The sequence below is a fragment of the Paenibacillus sp. HB172176 genome (genome assembly GCF_011947265.1).
Taxonomy (GTDB): domain Bacteria; phylum Bacillota; class Bacilli; order Paenibacillales; family Paenibacillaceae; genus Pristimantibacillus.
In genome coordinates, this window is sequence record NZ_JAATHD010000010.1 from 60,189 (window position 1) to 84,694 (window position 24,506).

The window sequence follows — 24,506 nt, forward strand, 5'->3', positions numbered from 1 at the left end:
CGAATATGCATAATGGTTAATCGGTTGTCCTTCACTCACTATGCTACTATTTGATTGTATCACACGGTCTCTAAGGCAGAGTGACAGCGTTTACATTAGACGGAGGAAACTACATGCGCACGATTCAGGGGAAAATGTTCATGGCCTTCAGCATTATGATCTGCTTGGCAATCATTCCGATTTCGTACAGCACCTATCGAAACGCTTCGAGCGTTATTGAGGAGAATGCGACAACCTATATTTCGGACAGCATTCGAAGAGCGGATGAGAAGCTTCGCTCCACAATGGAGGAAGCCGATCAAATCGCCAAGGTGATTGTTACCCGGGACATGATGGCTCAAAGCTTGCTTAGCGACACGGCCGCTCCTTCGTATGAGTGGTTCAAAGAGAAGAAGCTGGTTGAGGATTATATCACCTCTATGGCGGCGTATAAAGCCTATATAGAGCGAATTTCGATTATCGGCTATAACGGCAAGCTGTTTCAGAACGGCTCTGCGAGGATCAGTCGGTCCAAGCTGCAAAGGCTGCTTGAGAACGAGGATTTGCGGAACAATCAAAGGCATGTGCTATTCGACAATGGAACGGAGAACTCCATGTTTCTTATTCGCCCTTTATTGGCGGGAGGGAAGAGCATTGGGCTATGCGTGATCGAATTTCATACCGACTTCATGAAACGGGTCTTCGAAATTCAACCTTTGAAGGGGAGTGTCATCGGCGTGGTCGACAGCCAGAGCCGAATGATCTATTACAGCGGTTCTAATGAAAGCGGGCAGCCGAATCTGGCTTTGGCGATGGAGGACGTGAGCAGGGAGGCGGGAACGGATTCCGGAAGTCATCTGAAGCCGGCCGGGGGAGAAACGTATTTAACCGTACAGATTGCGTCGGAGCTCACAGGCTGGACCACGATCGGTATGGTTCCGACAAGGGAGCTGCTGCGGGAGGTGGAGCAGATTCGCAAGCATCTCATTCTGAATACGCTTCTGGTGTTGCTGGCCGTGCATATGATCTCCATCGTGCTCTCGAGACAGATTACTAAAAATTTGAAGCGATTGCACAACACGATGAAGCGCGTTCGGGAAGGACAATTAAAGGCAAGGCCGCGCATTCAAGGGGATGATGAGGTGGGACAGCTTAGCGTGATGTTCTCCTCTATGATGACGCATGTTCAGGAGCTGATGGAGGAGACGGAAGAGCGGGGCAGGCAAAAGCGGGAAGCCGAATACCGAGCGCTGCAATCGCAGATTAATCCGCATTTTCTCTATAATACGCTGAACACGATTAATTATTTGGCCAAAATGCAGCAGGTGCCGAATATTGGCGAAATCTCGTCGGCTCTCGTCGAGCTCATGCGTTCCGCCGTGGATCAGAAACAGGATCTGATTTCGATCCGCGAAGAACTCGAGCTGTTGAAGCGCTATTTGAGCATTCAGAAATATCGCTTTATGGATCGAATTACCGTAAGCATCGATGCGGAAGAACAGACGTTGGAATATCTGATTCCGAAGTTTGTGCTTCAACCGATCGTGGAAAACGCGCTGTTGCACGGGTTTGGCGTTTCATCGGAGCGAGGAGGTATGATTACGATCAAATGCTATTGCGGTAATCATTCCGATTTGATTATCGATGTGACGGACAATGGCACGGGAATGACGGAGGAGCAAATCGCAGCCATCCATAAGCCTGAATCCGGAACGGATGCACAGGAGGGTACCGGCATTGGGATCCGCAATGTGGAGGACCGCATAAGGCTTACCTTCGGAGATTCGTATGGATTGTCGATTGTCAGCGTGCCGGGCATGATGACGACGGTGGAGCTGCGGCTTCCGCAATGCAAAGAGAAGGGCAGGGCAAAAGCATGAACTGGAAAATCGCCTTCATCGATGACGAACCGCTGGTGCGCAATCACCTTCGTTCCATTCTGGAATGGGAGAAGGAAGGCTTCGTGCTGTGCGGAGAAGCCGGAGACGGACACGAAGCGCTGGAACTGGTGGAGTCGCAGAGGCCGGATGCCGTAATCGTCGATATGAGCATGCCGGGCATGACCGGCTTGGAGTTAATTCGTCAACTGCTTGCCGCCAATCCTCTTTTGAGAGTAATCGTGCTAAGCAGTTATGATTCTTTCGAGTACGTTCGGGGGTCTCTTAGCCATGGAGCGGTCGATTATTTGTTGAAGCATCGGCTATCTCCCGATACGCTCGGCGCTGTAATCGGCCATATCCGCAAACAGCTTCAGGAGAGCGAAGCACGGAAGCAGGCAACGGAGCTTGCGGACATGGCATTGGCCAGAACCGTTCTTCACGATCATTTCATGGGCGTAGATTCCGATTTGCATCCTTTGGAAAGCTACTTCTCGAAGAGCGGCTTGAGCAGGGAGCAATCGAGCTTTGTTCTTATGGTTATACAGCTTGCCCACTACGACGTACTCGCCGCGCGCATGCAAGAGCAGGAATTAATTCCGTATCTAAAGTCGATAACCGATTTATGCGATCAAGCCGTCGGCGGATATCCATGGAGCTGCACCGTAGCGTTGGATCGCGGACGCTGGGCTATGCTGATTGTCAGCGGCAAGGAGAGAAGCGAGCATGCGGCAGCGCAGCGGGTCGCGGCCAAGGGCTCCCGTCTGGAATCTTCGCTGAAGCTGTATATGAACTTGGCAGCCAAGCTTCTGATCAGTCCGAGCTTCTCCATGCTCGAGCAGAGCAATGAGGTCTATCGTCGACTTATTCAACAACTGGAAAGACAGGAAAGCCGGTTTGTCCATGACGGACATTCTTCGGAGGCTCCGTTTGTGACCATCGGGCACGAGAAGCGGCTTCTCGCCGCTATGGAGGCGGCCGATGCGGAGGAGGCGATAGCTGTCATTCAGGATATCATGGGCGCCGGGAAGCAAGGGCAAGCCAAGACGATGCCTCTGGAACGAGTATCCGCGGAGCTGGTGCAAATCGCGGCCAAAATTGCGCGGAAGGCGAATCTTTCGGCTGCCTGGATGGTGCAGGAGCTATCGATATTCCAGCGCCCCGGCCTGACGAGCGCCCAAGCGCGATCGGCGGTCTGCTGTATTTATACGAAGTTGGCCGAGGAGCTCCAAAGTCGTCATTTCTCTTCCGGCTATTCGCGTCATGTACGGCAAGCGCTGCAGATCATCGCCGGGCGATACCGCGAAGGCGTTACGCTGGAGGAAACCGCGGATGGTCTAGGCATCACGCCATCGTACTTAAGTCGGTTAGTGAAGGAAGAGACCGGCCGGACGTTCACAGGCCTGCTGACGGAGCAGCGCATCGAACGCGGCAAGCAGCTTTTGCTTGAAGGGGATACGCCGCTCAAAGAGCTTCATGCCAAGCTGGGGTTCAGCAGCAACAGCTATTTCATCCGCGTGTTCAAGGAAGCGACAGGCGAAACGCCATATGCCTACATGCAACGCATACAAGGACGATCTCATTGAAGACGGCTTCATAAATGTGATACGAAAGTGCATAAATGTGAAACGCTTTCACAAGCTCCCCCGGTTTATAATGATTTCAAGTTCCCGAATGTAAGCCTTTGCATAAGAGTGGGGACCATGATAATGAGAAAAGGGGATGAAGGGTTAAATGAAGGCGAGGACGAGGAAGCTTATGTTCACGATGCTTGCGACTGTCTTGACGGCAACGACGCTGACATCGGCTTGCAGCAACGCAAAGGAAAAGAATGATTCCGATTCCAACCATTCGGAAACGGGAACAAATCTCACTGAGTCGGGCTTTCCGATCGTGAATGAGGCCGTCACCATGAAGGTATTCGGCTGCAAGGATCCGAATCAGGCGGAATGGGGCGATGTTCTGATTTTCAAGGCATACGAGAAAATGAGCAACGTCAAGCTGCAATTCGACGAGATTCCATCGAGCGGACAGGGCTGCGACGAGAAGCGGAATTTGCTGTTTGCCTCGAATGAGCTGCCGGATATTTTCCTTCGGGCCGGTCTGACCAATACGGATATTTCACGCTACGGACAGCAGGAGCAAATGCTGATTCCTCTCGAGGATTTGATAGACGACAACGCACCCAATCTGAAGAAAATTTTCGAGGATTATCCGGAAGTGAAAAAATCGGTGACGGCTGCCGACGGGCATATCTACTCGCTGCCAAGCGTGCGCCTGCAGAGCTCGGGCCGTTCGGACAAGATCTGGATCAACAAGGAATGGCTAGCCAAGCTTAATATGGAAGCGCCTGCGAATATCGACGAGCTGTTCACGGTGCTCCGCGCGTTCCGCGACAACGATCCGAACGGCAACGGCAAGAAGGATGAGATAGCGCTCGGCTTAAGGGATATTGGAATGGTGTATTCCACATTCTCGGGCTCGTTCGGCCTGGAGCAGCAGATGGGCTATCAGCTCAACATCGAGGACGGACAGGCTCGAATTTGGCTGGCGGATGACCGTTTCAAGGAATTGCTGCAATTTCTGAATCGGCTCTACAGCGAGAAGCTGTTGTGGCAAGACTTCTATGCCGGTGATTTGCCAAGCTGGAGAAGCAATTTGTCCCAGGCCCTTATCGGCATGTTCTTTATTCAAGCCTCCGATCCGTTCTTGCAGGTCGAGAATCAATTCACCGGCATGGCGCCGATTACGGGTCCACATGGCGATCAGATCTACTCGGCTACCGGACCGATTGCCGCGCCGATTGGTACGTTTGCGATTACCAGGGAGAACAAAAACCCGGAAGCCGCCATTCGTTGGGTCGATTATTTCTACAGCGAGGAAGGATCTAAATTTTTTCAATATGGCGTAGAAGGCGAGACTTATACGATGAAGGACGGCAAGCCGGTCATCAATGATTCGATCAAGAATGATTCCCGCGGCTTTATGGCATCTCTGGGCGAAGTGAATCTGGTGCCCGGCGGAGGCTTTCCTTACGTCGTGACAGAGAAATACGGCAATATCGTTGAAAATGACAAGGTGTTGGAGCTGAATCAATATATTGAAGATTATTTGCCCGAAACCGTCCTGGGCGCTCCGATCTTCGACAAGGAAACCTCGGATCGCATCATCCCGATCAAAGCGGATATTGATAAATACGTGAAGGAATCGGTTGCGAGGTTCATTATCGGCGAGCTCAGCTTCGATAAGTGGGACGAATACGCGGCTACGCTGAAGAAGATGAAGATTGACGAACTGGAGAAGGCGTATCAAGCGGCGTACGAAGCCATGAAATAAGGAGGGCCCCCGGGGCGGCGAATCGAACGCCGCCTTCGGTTTTTCCAGGGGCCTATAGACAGGAGCGTGAAAGGATGCAAGCGGAGGCTGCGAAACCGGCAGCATCACCCCGAGGCGGGCTGAAACAGAAGCATGTTTTATGGAAACGCGCGCTGATTCGCTATCAACTCTACGTGATGCTGTTAATCCCTGTAATCTGGTATATTTTGTTTAAATATGTTCCCATGTACGGCATTACGATTGCCTTCAAGGATTTCTCTGCGACGAAGGGCATCATGGATAGTCCATGGGCGGGCTTCAAGCATTTTGATCGATTTTTCTCCTCGGTTTACTTCTGGGATTTGCTGTGGAATACGATCTCCCTTAGCGCGCTTCAGTTGATTGTCGGCTTCCCGATTCCAATCCTGCTGGCGCTGCTGCTTAATGAAATTCGAATCGGCTGGCTGAAGAAGCTGCTGCAGAATACGACGTACATTCCTCATTTTCTCTCGATTATCGTACTGGTCGGGATGCTGAATATCTTCCTCGATCCGGAGACCGGCAAGGTGAATCAAATGCTGACGATGCTGGGAATGGACCCCGTGTTCTTCATGAAGAAGGCGGAATGGTTTCAAGCGATCTTCGTCTCCTCGGGCATCTGGCAGCATATGGGGTGGGGCTCGATTATTTACCTTGCCGCGCTTAGCGGCATCGATCCCACCTTGTACGAAGCGGCCAAAATCGATGGCGCCACGAGGCTTCGGCGGATCCTGCATGTATCGATTCCGGGCATTCTGCCAACCGTCATTATTTTGTTCATTCTTCAGATTGGCTCATTGATGGATGTTGGCTTCGAGAAGGCGCTGTTGATGCAGAATCCGCTGAATGCAAGCAGGAGCGACATATTGCCGACCTTCGTTTATAAAAACGGGATTCAAGGCGGTCAATTCAGCTATACGGCGGCTGCCGGTCTGTTCAATACCTTGATTGATTTCACCCTTTTGTTGCTGGTGAATTGGTTTGCGCGGAAAAAAACCGGTTCGAGTCTATGGTAGAGGAGAGAGAACATGCATACATCGAATGATACCGGGCTGCGATCAAGAGATGACAAGATCTTCGACGCCGTTGTCTACGGCATCACTATCCTTCTTTTTATAATGGTTGGGTATCCCTTGCTATTCGTGATCAGCGCCTCGTTCAGCAATCCGATTGACGTTGTTGACGGAAGGGTTTGGCTGCTCCCCAAAGGCTTTACATTGGAGCCGTATAAGCTGGTTTTCGAGAACGAGAAAATCTGGAACGGCTATGCCAATACTATTTTTTACGCGGTGGCGGGCACCATCATTAATCTGACAATGACCGTGCTGGCGGCTTATCCGCTTTCCCGCAAGGATCTGCCGGGCCAAAGCTACCTGATGTTCTTTGTGACGTTCACGATGTTTTTCAGCGGAGGCTTGATTCCGACTTATTTGTTGGTGAAGGATCTGGGGATAAACAATACAGTGTGGGCTATGCTGCTTCCCGGCGCCATCGCGACCTACAATCTCATCGTGATGCGGAGCTTTTTTCAGAACAGCATCCCTGGCGAGCTTCAGGAGTCCGCATGGATGGACGGCTGCAACTTTTTTCGAATGCTGTGGAGCATCATTCTGCCGCTTTCCAAGCCGATTCTGGCGGTGATGGTGCTGTTCTACGGCGTAGCGCACTGGAATTCTTATTTCAATGCTTTGATCTATCTGAAGGATCGCGATTTATATCCGCTTCAGCTTGTTCTGCGTGAAATTCTTATTCTGAATCAGGATGACATGACAGGCGGCGATATCGGCATGACGGAGCGCGTCATGATGGCCGAGAGCATCAAGTATTCGGTTATTATCGTTTCGAGCGCTCCCGTGCTGCTGCTTTATCCGTTCATTCAACGTTATTTCGTCAAGGGCGTCATGATCGGCTCCATTAAAGGCTGAGGGCTTAGAGGCCGCAGATTTCGAGGAAAGGGAGAAAGAGATGAGCAACAGACTTAATTTGCTTCTTGTTCAAACGGATCAGCAATCGGCGGAAACGCTTGGGTTGTACGGCAACTCCGTATTAAAAACACCCGCGCTGGAGAAGTTGGCCGAACGCGGGGTTGTCTTCGAGCATGCTTTCTGCAATTATCCGGCTTGCTCGCCGTCAAGATCGTCGATGTTCACGGGCAGGTATGCGTCTACAATCGGAGTTCAGGCGAATCATATGATGATTAATCCTGCCGAGGTTACCTTGCCCCAGGTTCTCAAGGCAAACGGCTATCAGACGGCTCTTATCGGCAAGAATCATGCGTTCATGGACAACGCCAAGACGTATGATTCGGCGGGAATGACGGAGCCAGGGAAGGCGAGCGTGCTTGGGGAGGTATTCGATTACGTCCGGCTGGCGGATCATGGCCATCTCGTTGACGGCTACAGGGATGATCCCGAATGCAAGGCGGCGCATGAGTGGTCCCGATCTTGCTGGGCAAGTCCGCTCGGGCATGGAACGAATCCGGCGCGTCCTGAGAAATGCGGAACCTACCTGCTCGGGGAAACCATGCTCGACTATCTGGAGAATAAGCGCGATCCCGAGAAGCCCTTCTTCACCTGGCTGTCGTTCCCGGATCCGCACACGCCCTATCAGGCTCCCGAACCGTACGCGAGTCTGATCGATCCCGCAACGGTGCCGCTTCCGCCCAAGGACCGCTTGGAGGAGAAGCCGGAACGGCAGCGCGTGGCTCATCTGATGGACGCCATGGACACGGCGGACGACGATCTGGTCCGCAAGGTTCGGGCGATTCATTACGGCATGATTCGCTTCATTGACGATACGCTTGAACGAGTGTTTGCGAAGCTGGACGAGCTGGGGCTAACGAACAATACCGTCGTCCTGTTCACATCGGATCACGGCGATTCGATGGGCGCTCATGGATTGATTCAGAAGCATAACATGTTCTACGATTCCTTCACCCGCGTTCCGTTCATCGTGGCCGCCCCTGGCTATGGAGGGTCGCGCAGGACCGCGCAGATGGCGGAGTTGATCGACATGATGCCCACCTTCCTGGACATGGCCGGCATCCCGATTCCGCCAGGCGTTCAGGGTAAGAGCCTTGCGCCTTTCCTGAGAGGCGAGCCTTGCTCGGCGCGCGAGTATGTGGTGATCGAGAGCGGCGAGGAAGGAGAGCCCATGCGCGTCTCCGATATTACGGTTCGCCCGGAGCATCCGTTCGATGACCGGTATTTCGTCTGGTGCGCTTACCGCGACGCTTGGGTAGGAAGAGGGAGGAGCATCCGCACGCCGGAGTGGAAGCTGAACGTCTACGCGAACGGAGAAGGCGAGCTCTACGATCTCGCGGGCGATCCCGACGAGCTTCGCAATCGGTTCGATGATCCCGCTTGCTCGGATATCCGTTCGTCGCTCGAGCGGAAGCTGCTGCATTGGATGCTGGAGAAGGAGGATCGTCTGCCTCTGAACGAGACGGTGAAGCTGAATTATGCAGAGGTGAAAGCGAAGCATATCTAATCGTCGTCACAAAGCGATCTGCGCGATTTCCGGGACATTCGTTATCCAAAAGCCTCTTTCGAAGATTAGCGAATAATTGCGGCTCGAAATCCATATCCTACACATGGCGCGTGCAATGAATAGGCAGAGCTTCAATTGAAAATACCGCTATGCAGCCCTTGACAGCATCAACTGTAACTGATAATATTACAGTATCAAGCAAGGGAGGCCAGCTCACAGTGAATAGTGAATTTACGATTGCGGTTCACAGTCTCGTATATTTAGCTTATTTGCCGGAGAGAATGGCGAGCAGCGACATGATTGCCGAGAATGTCGGCACGCATTCCGCGCGTATCCGCAAGGTCATGAGCGGACTGCGCAAGAGCGGTTACGTGGAGACTCGCGAAGGCTCCGGAGGCGGCTACAGGCTGACCATCGATCCGGCTTCGGTGACTCTGTCCGATATTTATCGCGTAATGGCGCAAGGCTCCTTAATCCCAAGCTGGTGCTCGGGCGATCCTTGCATGGATTGCTTAGTGGGCTCCAATATGAATCAAGTAATGTTCGGCATCTTCTGTACCGCGGAGAAGAAGCTGGAGGAGCATTTCAGCACGATTACCATTGGTGATGTGCTCAGTCAGATTCATGATTGCCAGTAGCGGGTAATGATTTGCAGCGATGAGGGCGGGATATCCCATCATCATATATAATTTGGATAAGAGAGGATGATTAGAATGGCAGTAGCACTGACGAAAGACAACTTTACCGATAAAGTGCAAAGCGGCGTATCCTTGGTGGATTTCTGGGCGCCATGGTGCGGACCTTGCAAAATGCAGCTTCCAATCGTTGAGGAATTGGCCGGCGAGCTTGAAGGGCAAGCGACAATTGCGAAAATCAACGTGGACGAGGAGCCTGAGCTGGCTTCCCAATTCGGCGTTATGAGCATTCCGACATTGATTTTGTTCAAAGACGGGCAGCCTGTCGACAAAATGGTAGGCCTGCAGAGCAAAGACGCTTTGAAAGCGAAAATTTCGAGTCAAATGTAAGCTATAGCTGTAAAACAAAAACCGCTTGTTCATCGTCTCAGGACGAGGCAGGCGGTTTTTTTGGCGCGTGTGGAGTGGGTGTCGCAGCTCGAGAGGTGGAGCGGGCGGAGCTGTTGAAGGTGCGGAGTGGCTGGGGCGGGTGGAGCTGCTGGAGGTGCGGAGTGGCTGGAGTGGACGGAGCTGTTGAAGAGTGTAGAGTAGGCGAAGCTATTGGAGCGGCTGGAGCTGTCGCGAGCGCTAACGGACATTTTCGACTCTTACACAGCAAAATCAGCTCGTTTTTATTTTTAAAGGACATTTTCGACTGTTAGAGCCCATTCTTAGGTTGATATTTGTTCATTCGTCGCTCTAAGGGTCCAAAATGTCCTTTAGAATTTGGATTTAACCGAAATGGGCTTCTAAGAGCCGGAAATGTCCGTTACATTCTAGCAGATGCCAGGATGCCAGGATGCCAGGATGCCAGGATGCCAGAATCCAGAATCCAGAATCCAGGATACAAGGATGCGAGGATCCGAGGATGCAGATGGAGTGGGAGTCGGGCAACTGCCCTATGCTCAGGACAGCTCCCGGGCATACGCATCGGGCGGTTTGCCGACCATCGCCTTGAAGTCCTTGATGAAATGGGCCTGATCGAAATAACCGAGCTCTTGGGCGAGAGCGGTCCAATCGTCGTGCTCTCCCAGCTTCATGCGTTCGGCAGCCTCTTGAAGGCGGAAGCGCTTGATGACCCATTTCGGACTAACGCCGATATAGCGGCTGAAGAGACGCTGCAGCGTGCGCACATGAAGGCTGAAATGTTCAGCGATATTTTCTACGGAGATGACCGAACGCTCCTCGCTGATCCAATCGACAATTAGTCCGGCAAGCTCGGCTTGCTCGTCGCGCTCAGGAAGTCTCGCAAGCAGGAACCGTTCGGCGGCCTCAGCCATGCTCGCCACGGTATGCTGCTCCAGAATGAAGGCGATATCTTGAGAAGAGGTCTCCACATGTCCCTCTAATGGCAGGATCTTATCGTTAAGCTCGGCGACGCTTCGTTTCCAGAACGGGAAGAAGCCGCCAGGCTTGAATTTCACGCCGAGCACCATGCCTTCATCCTGCAAGGAACGCGTATATGTAGCGCTGGGAATGCCGTAGACGCCCGCGAATCTCTCGTCTCCGATGATTTCGAAGGAGAGATTCACCGACGGGAAGGAGAGAATCGTCTGCTTGTACGGCGCATGATCTCTGAGATCCCATTTCACCGACCAATAGTTCTCAACGAAAGGCCGGAGCGCGTCTGCAGGCTCGAATCGATCCAATTCGAAGTTTTGAAATCCTGCGGCAGGCTTCAGAATGCCTCGGGTAGAATCGGGTTGCTGAGCCGTCAATGTTGCCACCTCCTTTGAGTTGATACGGAATTGTCGCAATTTTACAATACGAAGTTTCGATAGCCTATTATCATAGAGATTAGCAATCGCTTACCAACATTGCAACTACTAACCACGTATCCCCAAGGAGGACATTCCTATGAAACCAGAGTTGAGCTATGTAATCTATGTCGGCACGGAGCCGCAGAAGGTATGGGACGCGCTCGTAAGCCCAGAAGGGGTGAAGGCGATCTTCTTCGGCTGCGCGCTCGACACCACCTTCGAGATTGGCGCTCCTTACCGTTATATTGGTCCGGGAAGCGAAGGCGACGAGACGGTTCATGTCTACGGCAATATTCTTGCGTTCGAGCAGAACAAAGTCATGAGCTATACCGAGCATCCGGGACCGTCCTATAACGAGAATCACGCCAATCTTGAAACGCGAGTTACCCTGACGCTTGATCAGGTTGGCAACAGCACCAAGGTTACGCTCATCAATGATGAGTGGCCGGATGATCATCCTTCCTACGAGAGAACGCGGGAGAGCTGGCCGATCATTATGAGCAATGTGAAGACGTACGCCGAGACGGGCAAGACGATGGATATGGGCTTCTAGATTTTTGTACGCGCAGCAAAATAGACTTTCCCCGGGCCGGCGTTGATTCATGAATCGCGCCGGCTTATTCGTATTCTCATATCCAATCGATTAATTTGACCCTGAATGCAACCAAATCATTAGCCGCATCGTCTAAATAGATGAATATATTTCCATGATCAGAGGGGGAGTATGAATTGAAGTCGAACAGAATGAAAAAAACGGCGCTTGTGTGGACCGCTGCCATGCTGGCAGGAGCTTTGACTTTGCCTGCTGCGGCCTACGCAGCCGACAAACCGACAATGGGGATGGCGAATGATATGGACGGAGACATGTTCAGCGGGGCGGCAGGAGAAAGCGTGAATGCGGTTTCCGGCTCCGGCGGCGACGGAACATCGGGAGCTGCTGGCATTCCGGAGGAAAGCGGGGACGCCTCAGAAGCGAAAATCTCGAAGGAACAAGCAGAGAAGCTGATTCGTCAATATGTCAGCGTGCCGAAGGAGTATGTCCTTCAGAATACGAGTTATGGCTCCTATAAGCTAGTGAATGGCGAGCAAAATCGATGGTCGATGGACTTCGTGAAGCGGGTGAACGGCAAACAAACGGGCAGCATTAATGCTTCCATCGATGCGGACAGCGGTCAATTGCTGAGCTTCTATTCGTATACGAACAACCCCAATGCGAAGCCGACTTATCCGCTTGAGGTAGATCGCGAAGCGGCTAAGGGGCTTGCTGAGACATTCATTAGCCAGGTCGCGCCGGACTACGCGAACCAGTTGGCCTTCAATGCGGATTACGGCAAGCAGCTGCTGCCTCCGTTGTCCGGCGAGGTTCGTCATCAACTGCGCTTCGAGCGAGTCGTGAACGGCATTGCCTTTCCTGCCAATTACATAGACATGGAGTTCAACAGCGACGGGCAGGCACTCAGCTTTCAAATGCAATGGGACGACACGATTGAGTTCGGGAAGGCTTCCGGGCATCTGACACAGGAGCAAGCCCAAGCGGCTATGCTGGAGGCGGCCGATCCTGAACTGCATTATATCAAGCTGTACGGTGGAAACGGCAGCCAGTCGTCGACTGCGCTCAGCTACGAGCTGCCAGCCTTCGCAATCGACGCGGCTTCGGGAGAGAGGATGGACGATGCCCGGTTATCTTATTACCGTTACGGCGAGTTATCGGAAACGCCCCTGACCGACGCTCCGCTCGGGTCTCGACCGAAGCCCGGCAAGATATCGGAGGAGCAAGCGATTGCGAGTGTGGAGACGGCGTTCGGCAAGCTGCCGGCGGGAGCGGAGCTGCAGTCCTCCAACTATAATGAAAATAAGAATGAGAACGGCGGCGTCAGTTCACAGTGGTATTTGGGGTGGACGGTGAAGAAGGACGGCAAGGAGGTCGGCTCGATCTCCGCTGCGGTGGACGGCAGCACGGGCACCGTTCAGAGCTATAATCAATATGAATTCAATCAAAGCCAGGCTTCGACTTCCTCCTCCGTTACGCTGGAGCAAGCCGAGATGAAGGCTGCCGCGACGGTGAAGAGGCTGTTGCCTTGGTTGACTGACGAGTTGTATGAGAACGAGCTTAAGGCAGAGCAATACGAAGGCCGCTTGCCGGAGGATATCGGTTCGTACTATATCCGATTCACGCACAAGGTGCATGACGCGATTGTTGACTATGACAGCGTCAACGTAACGATCGATGCGCTCACTGGAGAGGTGCGCAGCTTCGATGCCAATTTGTCGGACGACAGCTATCCGCAATTTGCGCCTAAGACGATATCGGCGGAAGCCGCGACCGAGAAGTGGCTTGATTATTATGACACCAAGCTGGAATATCGCTTGAATCAACAGTACAGGCTTGGCGGTCAGCCGATTCCGCTGGAGAAATACAAGCTGATGTTGGCGTCCGGAGAACAGATAAGCGATAAAGTGGAGCAAGACGTCACAATCGAGCTTGTCTACCAGCTCGAGTCGAAGCCGGTGCAGGAGAGCGTATTCCTGGACGCGACAACAGGTGAGTGGAGAAGCCGGGACACAGGAGATGTAACCACGCTGGAGCTGCCCGTGGCTACGGATGCGGAAGGTCATTGGGCCGAAGAGTCGCTTCAACTCATGGTAGCTTACAAGGCGCTTGATCTGGTCGACGGCAAGGTACGGCCGAACGAGCTTATTACAAGGGGCGAGCTGATCAAGATGCTCGTGCTCGCGAGCAGCGGAGGAAGGTTCTATAGCTATGCAATGGATGATGCGGCGGACGGTGCGGCATCTCAGGCTTCCTTCAAAGATGTGGCGGCAAATTCCGATTTCTTCGCTTATGTCGAGAGTGCGCTCGATCAGAATTTGATCGATATCGGCGACGGCTCCTTCAATCCCGATGCGAATGTGTCGCGCGATGAGATGTCGGGGTTGATTGTCAGAGCGCTGGGCTACAATACACTCGCTCAGTATGATTATATCTTCAACTCCAGCTTCAAGGACGAAGCGGACATCGAGGGCAAAGGTCAGGCCGCAATCGTGGTCGGGCTCAAGATTATGAGCCTCGCGGACGGCAAGTTCCTGCCGCTGAAGAAGGTGACGAGAGCGGAGGCGTCCATCGCGTTCTTCCGTTACCTGCAGAAGCGGGCCGAGTTGCAGGAGGCTCCGCTGAGGATGTAGCATAAGATCTCACGATCCAACTGACCGACGAGATGCTGAAGGGAGAATTCTGGATTGCGAATGAAGAGCAGCATCTTCGACTATGAGCGGATTGTCGCCTTGCTCAAGGGAGATTAATCGCTCGAAGCAGAGGCAGTGAGCGTACTGAATCAAAGCCAAGACAGCTGTAAAGGGTTAAAATGATGAGGTTGCAAGGCGCCTTCTCTCTAAAACTGGAGAGGGGGCGTTTTTGCTGTGCGCAATGCGAGAATTTTCACCCCGAAATCGTAGAAATGTACCCCTCGAACCGATAGGAATATCCCCCGCCAAATGAGAGGAATGTACCCCCGAAAAAGCCGTCCAATCCGTTGACGAAGGCTGTGTTTATGCCCTAACATTTTGAGTGTAGCCCGATCGGAAACGAGTGGGGCGATTCCAAATCTAATTCATTTTGAGGGGGATTTTACACATGAAGAAGTCGGCATTTACGCTTGTAAGCTTGCTGCTGGTGATGACGATGTTCCTGGCAGCCTGCGGCAACAACGGCAATAATAACAACGGCGGGAACACGGGGAATAATACCGGTACGGCAACGAGTACACCGGAACCGACAAAAGAGCCTGAGAAAGAGCCCGACCCGGTTAAGCTTCGCGTCTTCTCGACCTTCGGCGGCACGGACGCCGCTCGCGACGCCTTCCAGGCGAGACTGGACGCCTTCACGGCGGCCAATCCGAATGTAACGATCGAGAACGACACGATGTCGGCCAATGATGACGGCTTCCGTACGAAGGTCAACACGGACATGACAAGCGGCAACGAGCCGGACCTGCTCTTCTATTTCATCGGCACGGACGCGCAGGACATTATCGACGCCGGGAAAGTCGTTCCAATGGACGATATCCTTGCTTCCGATCCGGAGTGGAAGGACGGCTTCGCGCCAGCGGCGCTGGATTTCGCCAAGACGGGCGACGGCCACATCTATGCGATTCCTTTGACAGGCTACTATGAAGGTCTGTTCGTGAACAAGAAGCTGTTCGAGGACAACAACGTGGAGCTTCCTACCGATTGGGACAAAATGAAAGCAGCCGTATCCGCATTCGCGGCGAAAGGCATTACGCCTCTGGCGGGTCCGTTCGACCAATCCCACTACCTGATTGAGCATTTCGTGCTTGGCGCGGCCGGAACGGGTCATAACGCTGGTCTGTTGAACGGCATCGATCCGAACTGGGAGAAGGGCCTTGCGGCGATGAAGGAGCTGTACGATCTGGGCGCATTCCCTAAGGATGCCGCGACTATCGATCTTGGCATGGCGAGCAACTACTACAGCCAAGGACTCGCGGCGATGATCATAGAAGGCTCATGGGCAATCGGCGGTTGGGCGGATGATGTCAAGAACAATACAACGGTGCTTCCTTTCCCTGCAATCCCTGGAGGTGCGGGAACAGGCAAAGATGTCATCGGCGGATTCGGATCGGGCTTCTATATGTCGAAAGCCGCTTATGATAATGCAGCCAAGAAGGACGCAACGATTGCACTGCTTAAGTTCATGACCAACAAGGACAGCATTACCGAGATTGCGACGGCTAATGGCGGTACTCCAGCAGGCAAGGATATTCAAATCGAAGGCTTGCCTCAAGCGGCGTTGGACGGCTTCAAGATGGTGGCGGACGCAACCTCCGTGAACGCTCCGATCGACAGCCAGGTGGATCCGGAGACCTTCACCACGCTTCGCGGCACGATTCAGCCGGTATTGACGGGCAAGATGACGCCGATGGAGGCTCTGGAGAAAGCGCAGAAGGTCGAAGTGGAAGCGAAGAAGTAAGCTGGAGTTGGGAAGCGCGTGAGAGTAAGCGCGAGCGAGTAAGAGGAATCAAACAAGTAAGAGGAGTAAGTAAGAGTAATTCGGTAAGTGACAGTAAGGTAAGCGAGTAAGGCAAACAAGTAAGCGAGTGAGAGCAAGGCGAGTGAGGCAAGTAAGTGAGTGAGAGCAAGGTAAGCGAGCAAAGCAAACAATTAAGTGAGTGAGAGCAAGAGAAAGTTACAAAGCAAGTAAAAGCCATGCAGCGGGATGCCTTTGGGAAAAAAGGAAAGCTGCTTGTAAGGTCGAAGGCAAGACGCAATTGGCAAAATGGAGGATGTCGCCGCCCCTCTGCCTTCACGGGCGGCGACAATATCTGTAACGGACATCTGCGACCGTTAGAAGTTGGTTTGAGCCTATTTGGATTTCTAACGGACATTTGATCCGCTTAGCGGGCTAAATGAGCTAAGTTTGCGCCTTTTTTATCCGCTAAGGTGACGAAATGTCCGTTAGAGCAAATGGATGCTGAAAAAAGCAGTCTAAGGAGACCAAATGTCCGTTAGAGCTTTAGCCGTAGCTGTAGCTGGAGCTAGAGCAAGTGCAGGTGCAGGTGCAGGAGCAAGTGCAAGTGCAGGTGCAGGTGCAGGTGCTGCACTTCATAGACAGATGAAGTCCGTTATAGCCGTAGTGCAACTGCTGCATTTGATAGTCAGATGTATAGACAGATGTAGTTCTTTTGAGCATGTGCAAGTGCCCGTTTTTTTCAAGGAAGCCACAGCCGTTACTGCATAATCAGCTTGCGCAACAACAAATAAACATCAAAGGTGATAAGGATGAAGGGTGATCGAAAGTATATTTTGATGTTTTTGCTGCCCGCAGCTGCCATCATGTCCATCTTCTTATATTATCCGTTCTTCAAGAGCGTGTTCTTCAGCTTCTTCCGAACGAAAGGTTTCTTCGAGAAAACCTTCATAGGCTTCGACAATTATGTGAGGATGTTCTCCGACGGAGAGCTAGGCGCCTCCACTCTTCATACATTAGAACTCATGGTATACGTCATCGTGTTCCAGGTCGGCATTGCCTTGCTGCTTGCGGTGCTTGTCGATAACATCACGTTCGGCAAGAGCTTCTTCCGCATCGTGCTGTTCTTCCCAGTTGTTATCTCGGGCACGGCGATCGCGCTGTTGTTTGTGTTATTTTACAACTACCAATTCGGTCTGCTGAATACGATTCTGGCGCATTTCGGCGTGGAGAAGGTGCTATGGCTTGGCGAGCATACGGCGCTGAAGGCGATTGCCGTTCCGACCGTATGGCATTACGTGGGCTTCTATTTCGTCCTGTTCCTGACGGCGATGTCGAAGATCCCGGCGGATTTCTACGAGGCGGCGAAGCTGGAGGGCATTACGGGCGTGAAGAAAACGTTCCAACTGACGATTCCGCTCATCATGAGCGACATCAAGGTTGTCATCACACTGGCGATAACAGGCACGCTCAAGGTGTTCGAATTCATCTTCGTGCTCTCCAGAGGTCAGAACGGCACGGAGGTGCTTGGAACCTATATGTACAAGCGGGCGCTCGTCGATCAGAATTTCGGCTATGGCTCCACTATCGCGATCTATATCGTCGTGTTCGGCGTTCTGCTGTCGCTGCTGGCGAATCGTGTGCTGAAGAGAGAGGAAATCACATACTAAGCAAGCAATAGGGGTGTACGATTATGCAGCCAAATGTAAGAGGACAGCTTCACATGCCGCATTCGAGGGCAAAACGCAAAATTCAGACGGGCGCCTTCCTGTCCTATTTGATCCTGAGCGCTTGGTCGTTCACGACGATCTATGCCTTGTTCTGGCTCGTGAACAATTCCTTCAAGATCTCGAGCGACGTCATGAACAGCTCCTTCAAGCTCGCTTGGAACCCGATAACGGTGAATTATACCGCGGCGTTCGACCGCATTAATATCGGACGCAGCTATCTCAACAGCTTGATCATGTCGGGCGGCGTGGTGCTGCTTGTGCTGCTGTTCGGCGGCCTTGCCGCCTATGTGCTGGCGAGATTCAGATTCCGGGGGAGATCGGCGATCTTTTCGATTCTATATGCAAGTCTGCTGATTCCAGCCTTCGCTACCGTTGTTCCCGTCTATGAGCTGCTGATCAAATGGAGCCTGGTCAACACCTACGGAGGCTTGATCTTCCCGCAGACGGCGGGCAACTTGACCTTCGCCATCCTGGTGCTGGCGGGCTATATGTCCACGATTCCGAAGGAGCTCGAGGAAGCGGCCTTCATCGACGGCTGCAACCGCTGGAGCATGTTCGTGAAGATTTTCATGCCGGTATCGAAGCCGGCCTTCGCCTCCGCGAGCATCTTCGTATTCCTGTGGTCGTACAACGATCTGTTCTCGGCTTTGATTTTCGTGAACAAGGATAATGTGCGTCCGATCGTGGCTCTGCTGAGCGAAATCAGTTCGCAATACGGCACGGACTTCGGCCTCATGGCGACTGCTGTGTCGCTCACTGTCGTGCCGGTGCTGATTGTGTACTTGTTCATTCAGCGCTTTATCGAGCAGGGGCTGACGGAGGGCGCGGTGAAGGGGTAGCAGAACCTAACGAAGACTCATAACGTTAATCTCATCCAGCCGCACTTTGTATAAATCTAACGAAGACTTATATCGTTATTACGGCAAAAAAGCGATTTTGCAGCTAAATAACGGCAAATAAGGTTATAAATATTCGTTAGATTTCTAATCATGCAGAATAATGACTAATAACGTTATGAGGATTCGTTAGCGTTTAAGCTCTTCATCGAGCGTTCCAACTTTTCATCGAATGCGAAGTTTGCGTCGACTCCATATTTTTAACGGCGGCAGCTCTGAATGAGATCATAAAGTGATAGCGCAAAAGCCTCGGTAATCAGCCTGGCAGTTAACGAATGGGCGTATAACGGAGCACCATGACGCCGGAGGCGAAGGAATTGGTTCCGCTCAGCTTCAGATTCAGCCGATCATGAATCCCCCCCAATAGTCGAGGACCGCGTCCAGCGACGATTGGCTGTATCAGAAAATGATACTCATCCACCAAGCCTAGTTGCGCCAAGGTGGAACCAAGGCCGGGCCCGCCGTTAACGATCAGCCTCTTCCCTTCCTCTATAAGCTTCGGCACCTCCTCGGAAACGGCCCCCTTCAACAAGAAAGAGTTCTGCCACGTCACTTCATCCAGCGTCCGCGAGAAGACGTACTTGGTTTTCTGATCGAGCTTTCGCGCATAGTCGACCATGAATGGAGGGCCTTCGCCGCTTCGAGCAACGGCCGGCCAGAACTCTTCCATGAGCTGGTAGATTTTACGGCCTGCAAGCAAACCGTCAGAGAGGTCCATCAGGTCCTCTGTATAGCGATGCAGTTCCTCGTCCGCTATAACCTGTGTGTGGTCGCAGCAACCGTCCAGAGTCACATTCATCATCAGAATGACACGTCCCATATTGATTTCCCCCTTAATTAAGCATGTATACCATTCCAAAGCAGGGCAAATTTCTATGGTTGCTAGATTGCGTAGTCCGGGCTCTGCCCAATACAGCTTAAGTGTAACGGAGAAAGGGAGATTAAACAAATCAGACCGTAAGCTCGTGTAAGTAATGAACGCCAAGGGGGGACGCTTGCAGAATTGAAACGGTCAATGCTGCCCATTTCCTGGGAAATAAGCCCGATATATCGAGGGGAAAGGCTGTTCTTCGACAGGAGTCGGAGGGACAGCCTTATTTTTTACTGATTCTGCATGAGGTTAGCCAATAACGACAGGACCAGCATGACCGGCATCATCATGCTATACTGCGTTACAGCTCTATGTGGCTCAAACCGCTTGGACTTAATCGGTCCGCTTCTTCTTCGAGGAAAAATTGCTGACGGATTTCGCATCCTCGACATTATCGTTGACGAACGCCATGTCTTGGTTCCTGGCTTTCATGTTTGTTGTTCCTTTGTAGTTGCCCTTGTGCTTCTGATTTTCCATATTCAATCACCTCCCTGCTATGTTTAGTATGGCTTGAGGGCGGGAGAAGATTCGTAAGGATAGCGCATCTTGAATGAAGAAGCAATTGGTCGCCCATTACACTTTCAAAGTGGGGTCTGCTGGGGTATAATGACGGGAGTTGTTTACTATTTCGGATAATAGGGGTGTCTTATACATGGCTTTGAAAGCAGGCATAGTGGGCTTGCCGAATGTCGGCAAATCGACTTTATTTAACGCAATAACGCAGGCGGGCGCAGAATCCGCGAACTATCCGTTCTGTACGATCGATCCGAATGTCGGCGTCGTTGAGGTGCCGGACGAGCGTCTGGACAAGCTGGTTGAGCTGGTGGAGCCGAAGAGCATCGTGCCGACTGCCTTTGAATTTGTGGATATCGCGGGACTTGTAGCAGGAGCGAGCAAGGGCGAGGGTCTGGGCAACAAATTCCTCGCCCATATCCGCGAGGTGGATGCGATTGTGCATGTCGTGCGCTGCTTCCAGGACGAGAACATTACGCATGTATCGGGCAAGGTAGATCCGATCAGCGATATCGAGACGATCAATCTGGAGCTGATTCTGGCGGATGCGGATTCGGTCGAGCGCAAGATTGAGCGTTCGCGCAAAAACCTCAAGAGCGGCGACAAGAAGATTGCTCAAGAGGTTGAGGTGCTGGAGCGTCTCAAGGAAACGCTGTACAACGATCTGCCTGCGCGCAGCCTGGAGCTGACCGATGACGAGAAGCTGCTCGTTCGCGATCTGCATTTGCTGACGATGAAGCCTGTGCTGTACGCGACGAACGTGAGCGAGGCGGAAGCGGGCAATGCGGATAACAACGAATACGTGCAGCGCGTGCGTGAATTTGCGGCGCAGCAAGGCGCGGAGGTTGTGCCAATCAGCGCGAAGGTGGAGTCCGAGATTGCCGAGCTGGAGGGCGAAGACAAGGAGATGTTCCTAGAGGAGCTGGGCATGGCGGAATCCGGTCTGAATCGGTTGATTCGCGCAGCGTACAAGCTGCTGGGCTTGTACACGTACTTTACTGCGGGCGTGCAAGAGGTTCGCGCCTGGACGATTCGTCAAGGCACGAAAGCGCCTCAAGCGGCCGGCGTGATTCATACGGATTTCGAACGCGGCTTTATCCGCGCGGAGATTGTGTCGTTCGATGATTTGGCGGCGGCGGGCTCGATGGGCGCTGTTCGCGAGAGAGGCCAGCTTCGTCTGGAGGGCAAGGAATACGTCGTGCGCGACGGCGATGTGATTCATTTCCGATTTAATGTGTAGAGGACGACACCCATACTTCAACATGAATAAGCGTCTGCAACGATCCCTGTTAGACCGTTGCAGACGTTTTTCTTATTATGTCGGTTCATTTTCATTTCTAGCGGCGTTCTAATGGGCCACGGTCTATTCTAACGAAGACTGGTAACGTTAAAAGCCGTCTGCTTCATGAATCAGAAATCTAACGAAGATCTATAACCTTATTTGTCACTATTGCTCGATAAAAGGTCCATTTTTGCTGGAATAGCGACATGAATCTTTGTTAAAATCCATATTGGGCTGATTTCGAGGAAATAACGTTATGACTATTCGTTAGGTGGGAATATACCTCAAGATAGAGCGAATAAGTTGTTGCGAATATACAAAAATAAATGAATACATCCCTAAAAAAACCTGCATATATTCTAAAGCGCTTACAGAGTATAATACATATAGGCTTGCTTTATCATTAATCTGCGGTTGAAAATGAGTGATTTATAATGGGAAAACATTGGAAATGGCTGATGCCATTGCCTTTATTTTTTATGTTGGTCGCTTGCCGCAATGCGAATCCATTGCAAAGCGACCTCCACACCGTACAAGAAACGGCGAAAACAGAAATATCTATTGCAGCGACAAATGATAATTTGACGCCTTTAATGATTTCGGAATTTGAAAGCAATCATCCGGGCATCCATCTGAAGCGAGTGGAGCCCAATCCTTATCTCTTGTTAAATCCAAACTCAATCGCCGATGTTCCGGATATTATTTCGATTTCGCTCGAGGATTTCCCCTATTATGCGCAGCAAGGAGCCGCGCTCAATTTAGGCCCGTATGTCAAGGACAATGCTGCATTTGATTCAGAAGCTTTATTCCCGATTGTGAACTTTTTCAGATATAACGGAAGTCAGCACGGGAGCGGCGATTTGTACGGTTTTCTGAAAGGGTGGTCTCCAGGCTCTGTTTTGTTGTACCACAAATCATTGTTTGACGCTGCCGATCTCCCTTATCCGGAGAGAGAACAGCCGATGACTTGGGATGAATTGCTTGAGATATCCCGGAGTTTGACCATTAAACATGAAGAGAAGCATGATCAATATGGATTTGGCGTTCTGGATGAGAATTCGATTATGAATCAGAATATGTATTTGCTTCAAATGGCTCAGCTTGGGAAAACGCCCTGGTACAGCAATTACAATAAGGCGGATTTCACGAGCGATGAATCGAAACGAATATTTCAATATTGGAATCAAGTCCTGCAATATGAAATTGGCCCTGATCCGATGAATCTGGTGACGAATTCCTCCAAGGAGTTGTTCCTGGAAGGGAAGCTTGCGATTCTGATGGCGGATTACGGCTTTGCGATGCAAGTAGAGCAGAGCGCTCTGGACCCTCGGGATATTGGGTTCGCCCCTCTTCCCTTATACGAAAATGGCAAGCATGTCCTCCCTTTTCAGTCCAAGAGCGCAGCTATTATTTATTCGAAGACCGAGCATCCCGATGCCGCCTGGAAGGTGTTCGAATGGTACTTGACAGGTCAGCCCGCCCGGGAATGGGTAACCATGCATAATGAGTTTCCTGTATCCAAGGCTGAGGCAAGCGATTTGTATGCATCAAGCGCATGGAGCCGGCAAGTGTTGAACTTCTTCCAACAACAAATAAACATGGTCCAGCCGTTTCCCGACTTTAATCCCTATGTAACGAATCGGGTCATGAATAATCTGTTCGACAAATATTTGATTCCCGTTTATTTTCACAAAGTAGAGCTCCAAACCGCCATGTACAAGCTGTCCCAAGACGTTTATTTCGAGATTCAAGATCATATTCAAATGGCGGAGTAACGTACAGAAGGGAGGCGTCATGAAAATGCTGAAGCTTGTCATTGTTGATGATGAAGCGGATATACGCGAAGGACTCAGTCTCTATCCTTGGGCGGATATTGGCTTGCAGCTATCCTGCGTCTGTCAGCATGGAATGGAGGCGCTCAAATGGATGGAGGAGCATCCTGTTGATCTATTAATAACAGATATTCGAATGCCTATTATGGATGGATTGGAATTGGTCAGAAGGGTGAGAGCCCACTTTCCTTATATCAAAGTTGTCGTTTTGTCCGGTTATGAAGACTTCGCATACGCGCAGACCTGCATTCAATACGGCGTGTCCAAATATTTGCTTAAGCCGATCGATCCTGCGCTGTTGTTTGAAGCCATTAAGGAGCTGCAAGCGCAGCAGAAGCTGGAATATGAGAAGCTTGAGCAAAATCGCTTGCTGGAGAGAAGATCGAATCAACTGGTGAAAGGCTTGAGAAGGGAGTTTCTCGAGAGGCTGCTGTCCAAGCCGCTTTCAAACTTCGAGATAGAAGACGGCTGCTCCCTGAGCGAAATGATTCTGGACGGAGACAACTATGTGGTCGCGTTAATCCGATTGGATCAGGCCCATATGCACAAAGCGCATTATGCGGAGGAAGAATGGAACTTGATTTTATTCGCCTTTAATAATATTTTGACGGAGGTATGGGAGGACGAGGGCTTAGGCTACCACTACGTCGATAGAAGATCGGGGAACGGGTATTTAATAACGACGTTAAGAGAACAATTGGAAGACGATCTTCAACGTATTCGAAAGCTGCTTTATCGATTCCGGGGACTATTCCGCAGCACCATCTCCATCATTGTCGGCACGCCGGCTCCTTCTGTGTCCAGCCTGCATTCGTCCAGATTGAAAGCCGATCATGTGGCGAGCCAGCTTGCCGAAGGCAGCTTTGAAATCATTCATTTCGATCCGCTAACCTATAGCCAAGGCAAGTCTGCGATGCAGGGCAAGACCGTTTCCGACTCCAGCATGACCATTATCAACAAAGCAAAGCAATATATTTTCAACCATTATTCGCGATCCCTTACGTTATCCGAAGTAGCGGAAGCTACTTTTGTGAACAGCAGTTATTTGAGCCATCTCTTCACGGAAGCTACGGGCAACACCTTTGTCCATTATTTGTCCAGGTGTCGCATCGAGAAAGCCAAGGAAATGCTGGAGCATTCCAATCTTAAGATTTATGAGGTGGGGGAGATGGTCGGTTACCAAAACCCGCGCTATTTCAGCAGCATATTTCGCAAATTGACCGGCGTAACACCGAACGAGTACCGGACGCATAAAGGATAGATGCACA

19 protein-coding genes are annotated in these 24,506 nt (G+C 51.6%); 16 read left to right on the plus strand and 3 right to left on the minus strand.

Translation table 11 applies throughout. From position 1 onward, the window contains the following. Positions 1-113 precede the first annotated feature (113 nt). From HFP08_RS14725 to trxA, 8 genes are all read left to right on the plus strand, one after another. The gene (locus HFP08_RS14725; RefSeq protein WP_168121354.1) at positions 114-1,859 is read left to right on the plus strand and encodes a cache domain-containing sensor histidine kinase; all 1,746 of its coding nucleotides are present in this window, start codon (positions 114-116) and stop codon (positions 1,857-1,859) included. Next, positions 1,856-3,442: a response regulator gene (locus HFP08_RS14730; protein ID WP_168121355.1), complete on the plus strand. Its 1,587-nt coding sequence runs from the start codon at positions 1,856-1,858 to the stop codon at positions 3,440-3,442. The genes HFP08_RS14725 and HFP08_RS14730 overlap by 4 nt, the downstream gene beginning before the upstream one ends. A gap of 148 nt (positions 3,443-3,590) precedes the next feature. Next, complete coding sequence (locus HFP08_RS14735) at positions 3,591-5,192, plus strand: extracellular solute-binding protein (RefSeq protein ID WP_168121356.1); 1,602 nt, start codon at positions 3,591-3,593, stop codon at positions 5,190-5,192. Between the two features lie 74 nt (positions 5,193-5,266). Continuing rightward, on the plus strand, positions 5,267-6,226 hold the full coding sequence (locus HFP08_RS14740; protein ID WP_168121357.1) for an ABC transporter permease: 960 nt from the start codon (positions 5,267-5,269) through the stop codon (positions 6,224-6,226). A 12-nt stretch (positions 6,227-6,238) separates the two neighbouring features. Continuing rightward, entirely contained in the window at positions 6,239-7,135 is an 897-nt protein-coding gene (locus HFP08_RS14745; RefSeq protein ID WP_168121358.1) for a carbohydrate ABC transporter permease, read from the plus strand. Positions 7,136-7,175: 40 nt separating this feature from the next. Next, positions 7,176-8,699 carry a sulfatase family protein gene (locus HFP08_RS14750; protein WP_168121359.1) on the plus strand — a complete coding sequence of 508 codons (1,524 nt, stop codon included), beginning with the start codon at positions 7,176-7,178 and terminating at the stop codon, positions 8,697-8,699. A gap of 218 nt (positions 8,700-8,917) precedes the next feature. Next, entirely contained in the window at positions 8,918-9,337 is a 420-nt protein-coding gene (locus HFP08_RS14755) for an RrF2 family transcriptional regulator (protein ID WP_168121360.1), read from the plus strand. Positions 9,338-9,412: 75 nt separating this feature from the next. Beyond that, positions 9,413-9,724: a thioredoxin gene (trxA, locus tag HFP08_RS14760; protein WP_168121361.1), complete on the plus strand. Its 312-nt coding sequence runs from the start codon at positions 9,413-9,415 to the stop codon at positions 9,722-9,724. Between the two features lie 554 nt (positions 9,725-10,278). Here the strand turns inward: trxA and HFP08_RS14765 are convergent. Continuing rightward, the gene (locus HFP08_RS14765) at positions 10,279-11,091 is read right to left on the minus strand and encodes a helix-turn-helix domain-containing protein (protein ID WP_168121362.1); all 813 of its coding nucleotides are present in this window, start codon (positions 11,089-11,091) and stop codon (positions 10,279-10,281) included. Positions 11,092-11,230: 139 nt separating this feature from the next. Between HFP08_RS14765 and HFP08_RS14770 the strand changes: the two genes are divergently transcribed. From HFP08_RS14770 to HFP08_RS14790, 5 genes are all read left to right on the plus strand, one after another. Beyond that, positions 11,231-11,686, plus strand: a complete 456-nt coding sequence (locus HFP08_RS14770) for an SRPBCC domain-containing protein (protein ID WP_168121363.1) — start codon at positions 11,231-11,233, stop codon at positions 11,684-11,686. Between the two features lie 176 nt (positions 11,687-11,862). Continuing rightward, the gene (locus HFP08_RS14775; RefSeq protein ID WP_168121364.1) at positions 11,863-14,316 is read left to right on the plus strand and encodes an S-layer homology domain-containing protein; all 2,454 of its coding nucleotides are present in this window, start codon (positions 11,863-11,865) and stop codon (positions 14,314-14,316) included. A 448-nt stretch (positions 14,317-14,764) separates the two neighbouring features. Next, positions 14,765-16,117: an ABC transporter substrate-binding protein gene (locus HFP08_RS14780; protein WP_168121365.1), complete on the plus strand. Its 1,353-nt coding sequence runs from the start codon at positions 14,765-14,767 to the stop codon at positions 16,115-16,117. A gap of 809 nt (positions 16,118-16,926) precedes the next feature. Beyond that, on the plus strand, positions 16,927-17,784 hold the full coding sequence (locus tag HFP08_RS14785) for a carbohydrate ABC transporter permease (protein WP_168121366.1): 858 nt from the start codon (positions 16,927-16,929) through the stop codon (positions 17,782-17,784). A 23-nt stretch (positions 17,785-17,807) separates the two neighbouring features. Beyond that, the gene (locus HFP08_RS14790) at positions 17,808-18,683 is read left to right on the plus strand and encodes a carbohydrate ABC transporter permease (RefSeq protein WP_240941406.1); all 876 of its coding nucleotides are present in this window, start codon (positions 17,808-17,810) and stop codon (positions 18,681-18,683) included. A 325-nt stretch (positions 18,684-19,008) separates the two neighbouring features. Here the strand turns inward: HFP08_RS14790 and HFP08_RS14795 are convergent, their stop codons facing one another. Beyond that, positions 19,009-19,560 (minus strand): dihydrofolate reductase family protein, encoded by a 552-nt coding sequence (locus HFP08_RS14795; RefSeq protein WP_168121367.1) that lies wholly within the window; start codon positions 19,558-19,560, stop codon positions 19,009-19,011. A gap of 384 nt (positions 19,561-19,944) precedes the next feature. Beyond that, the gene (locus HFP08_RS14800; protein ID WP_168121368.1) at positions 19,945-20,088 is read right to left on the minus strand and encodes a hypothetical protein; all 144 of its coding nucleotides are present in this window, start codon (positions 20,086-20,088) and stop codon (positions 19,945-19,947) included. A gap of 175 nt (positions 20,089-20,263) precedes the next feature. Here HFP08_RS14800 and ychF point away from each other — a divergent pair, with 175 nt between their 5' ends. From ychF to HFP08_RS14815, 3 genes are all read left to right on the plus strand, one after another. Beyond that, entirely contained in the window at positions 20,264-21,364 is a 1,101-nt protein-coding gene (ychF, locus tag HFP08_RS14805; RefSeq protein ID WP_168121369.1) for a redox-regulated ATPase YchF, read from the plus strand. A 476-nt stretch (positions 21,365-21,840) separates the two neighbouring features. Continuing rightward, positions 21,841-23,181, plus strand: coding sequence for an extracellular solute-binding protein (locus HFP08_RS14810; protein ID WP_168121370.1), 1,341 nt, complete (start codon positions 21,841-21,843; stop codon positions 23,179-23,181). A gap of 19 nt (positions 23,182-23,200) precedes the next feature. Further along, positions 23,201-24,499, plus strand: coding sequence for a response regulator (locus tag HFP08_RS14815; RefSeq protein WP_168121371.1), 1,299 nt, complete (start codon positions 23,201-23,203; stop codon positions 24,497-24,499). Positions 24,500-24,506: the final 7 nt, after the last annotated feature.

What these genes read in the sequence shown, in the direction of transcription:
- HFP08_RS14725 (WP_168121354.1), top strand. Translation starts at nt 114, where the DNA reads ATGCGCACGATTCAGGGGAAAATGTTCATGGCCTTCAGCATTATGATC.
- HFP08_RS14730 (WP_168121355.1), top strand. Translation starts at nt 1,856, where the DNA reads ATGAACTGGAAAATCGCCTTCATCGATGACGAACCGCTGGTGCGCAAT.
- HFP08_RS14735 (WP_168121356.1), top strand. Translation starts at nt 3,591, where the DNA reads ATGAAGGCGAGGACGAGGAAGCTTATGTTCACGATGCTTGCGACTGTC.
- HFP08_RS14740 (WP_168121357.1), top strand. Translation starts at nt 5,267, where the DNA reads ATGCAAGCGGAGGCTGCGAAACCGGCAGCATCACCCCGAGGCGGGCTG.
- HFP08_RS14745 (WP_168121358.1), top strand. Translation starts at nt 6,239, where the DNA reads ATGCATACATCGAATGATACCGGGCTGCGATCAAGAGATGACAAGATC.
- HFP08_RS14750 (WP_168121359.1), top strand. Translation starts at nt 7,176, where the DNA reads ATGAGCAACAGACTTAATTTGCTTCTTGTTCAAACGGATCAGCAATCG.
- trxA (WP_168121361.1), top strand. Translation starts at nt 9,413, where the DNA reads ATGGCAGTAGCACTGACGAAAGACAACTTTACCGATAAAGTGCAAAGC.
- HFP08_RS14770 (WP_168121363.1), top strand. Translation starts at nt 11,231, where the DNA reads ATGAAACCAGAGTTGAGCTATGTAATCTATGTCGGCACGGAGCCGCAG.
- HFP08_RS14780 (WP_168121365.1), top strand. Translation starts at nt 14,765, where the DNA reads ATGAAGAAGTCGGCATTTACGCTTGTAAGCTTGCTGCTGGTGATGACG.
- HFP08_RS14785 (WP_168121366.1), top strand. Translation starts at nt 16,927, where the DNA reads ATGAAGGGTGATCGAAAGTATATTTTGATGTTTTTGCTGCCCGCAGCT.
- HFP08_RS14790 (WP_240941406.1), top strand. Translation starts at nt 17,808, where the DNA reads ATGCAGCCAAATGTAAGAGGACAGCTTCACATGCCGCATTCGAGGGCA.
- HFP08_RS14795 (WP_168121367.1), bottom strand. Translation starts at nt 19,560, where the DNA reads ATGGGACGTGTCATTCTGATGATGAATGTGACTCTGGACGGTTGCTGC.
- HFP08_RS14800 (WP_168121368.1), bottom strand. Translation starts at nt 20,088, where the DNA reads ATGGAAAATCAGAAGCACAAGGGCAACTACAAAGGAACAACAAACATG.
- ychF (WP_168121369.1), top strand. Translation starts at nt 20,264, where the DNA reads ATGGCTTTGAAAGCAGGCATAGTGGGCTTGCCGAATGTCGGCAAATCG.
- HFP08_RS14810 (WP_168121370.1), top strand. Translation starts at nt 21,841, where the DNA reads ATGGGAAAACATTGGAAATGGCTGATGCCATTGCCTTTATTTTTTATG.
- HFP08_RS14815 (WP_168121371.1), top strand. Translation starts at nt 23,201, where the DNA reads ATGAAAATGCTGAAGCTTGTCATTGTTGATGATGAAGCGGATATACGC.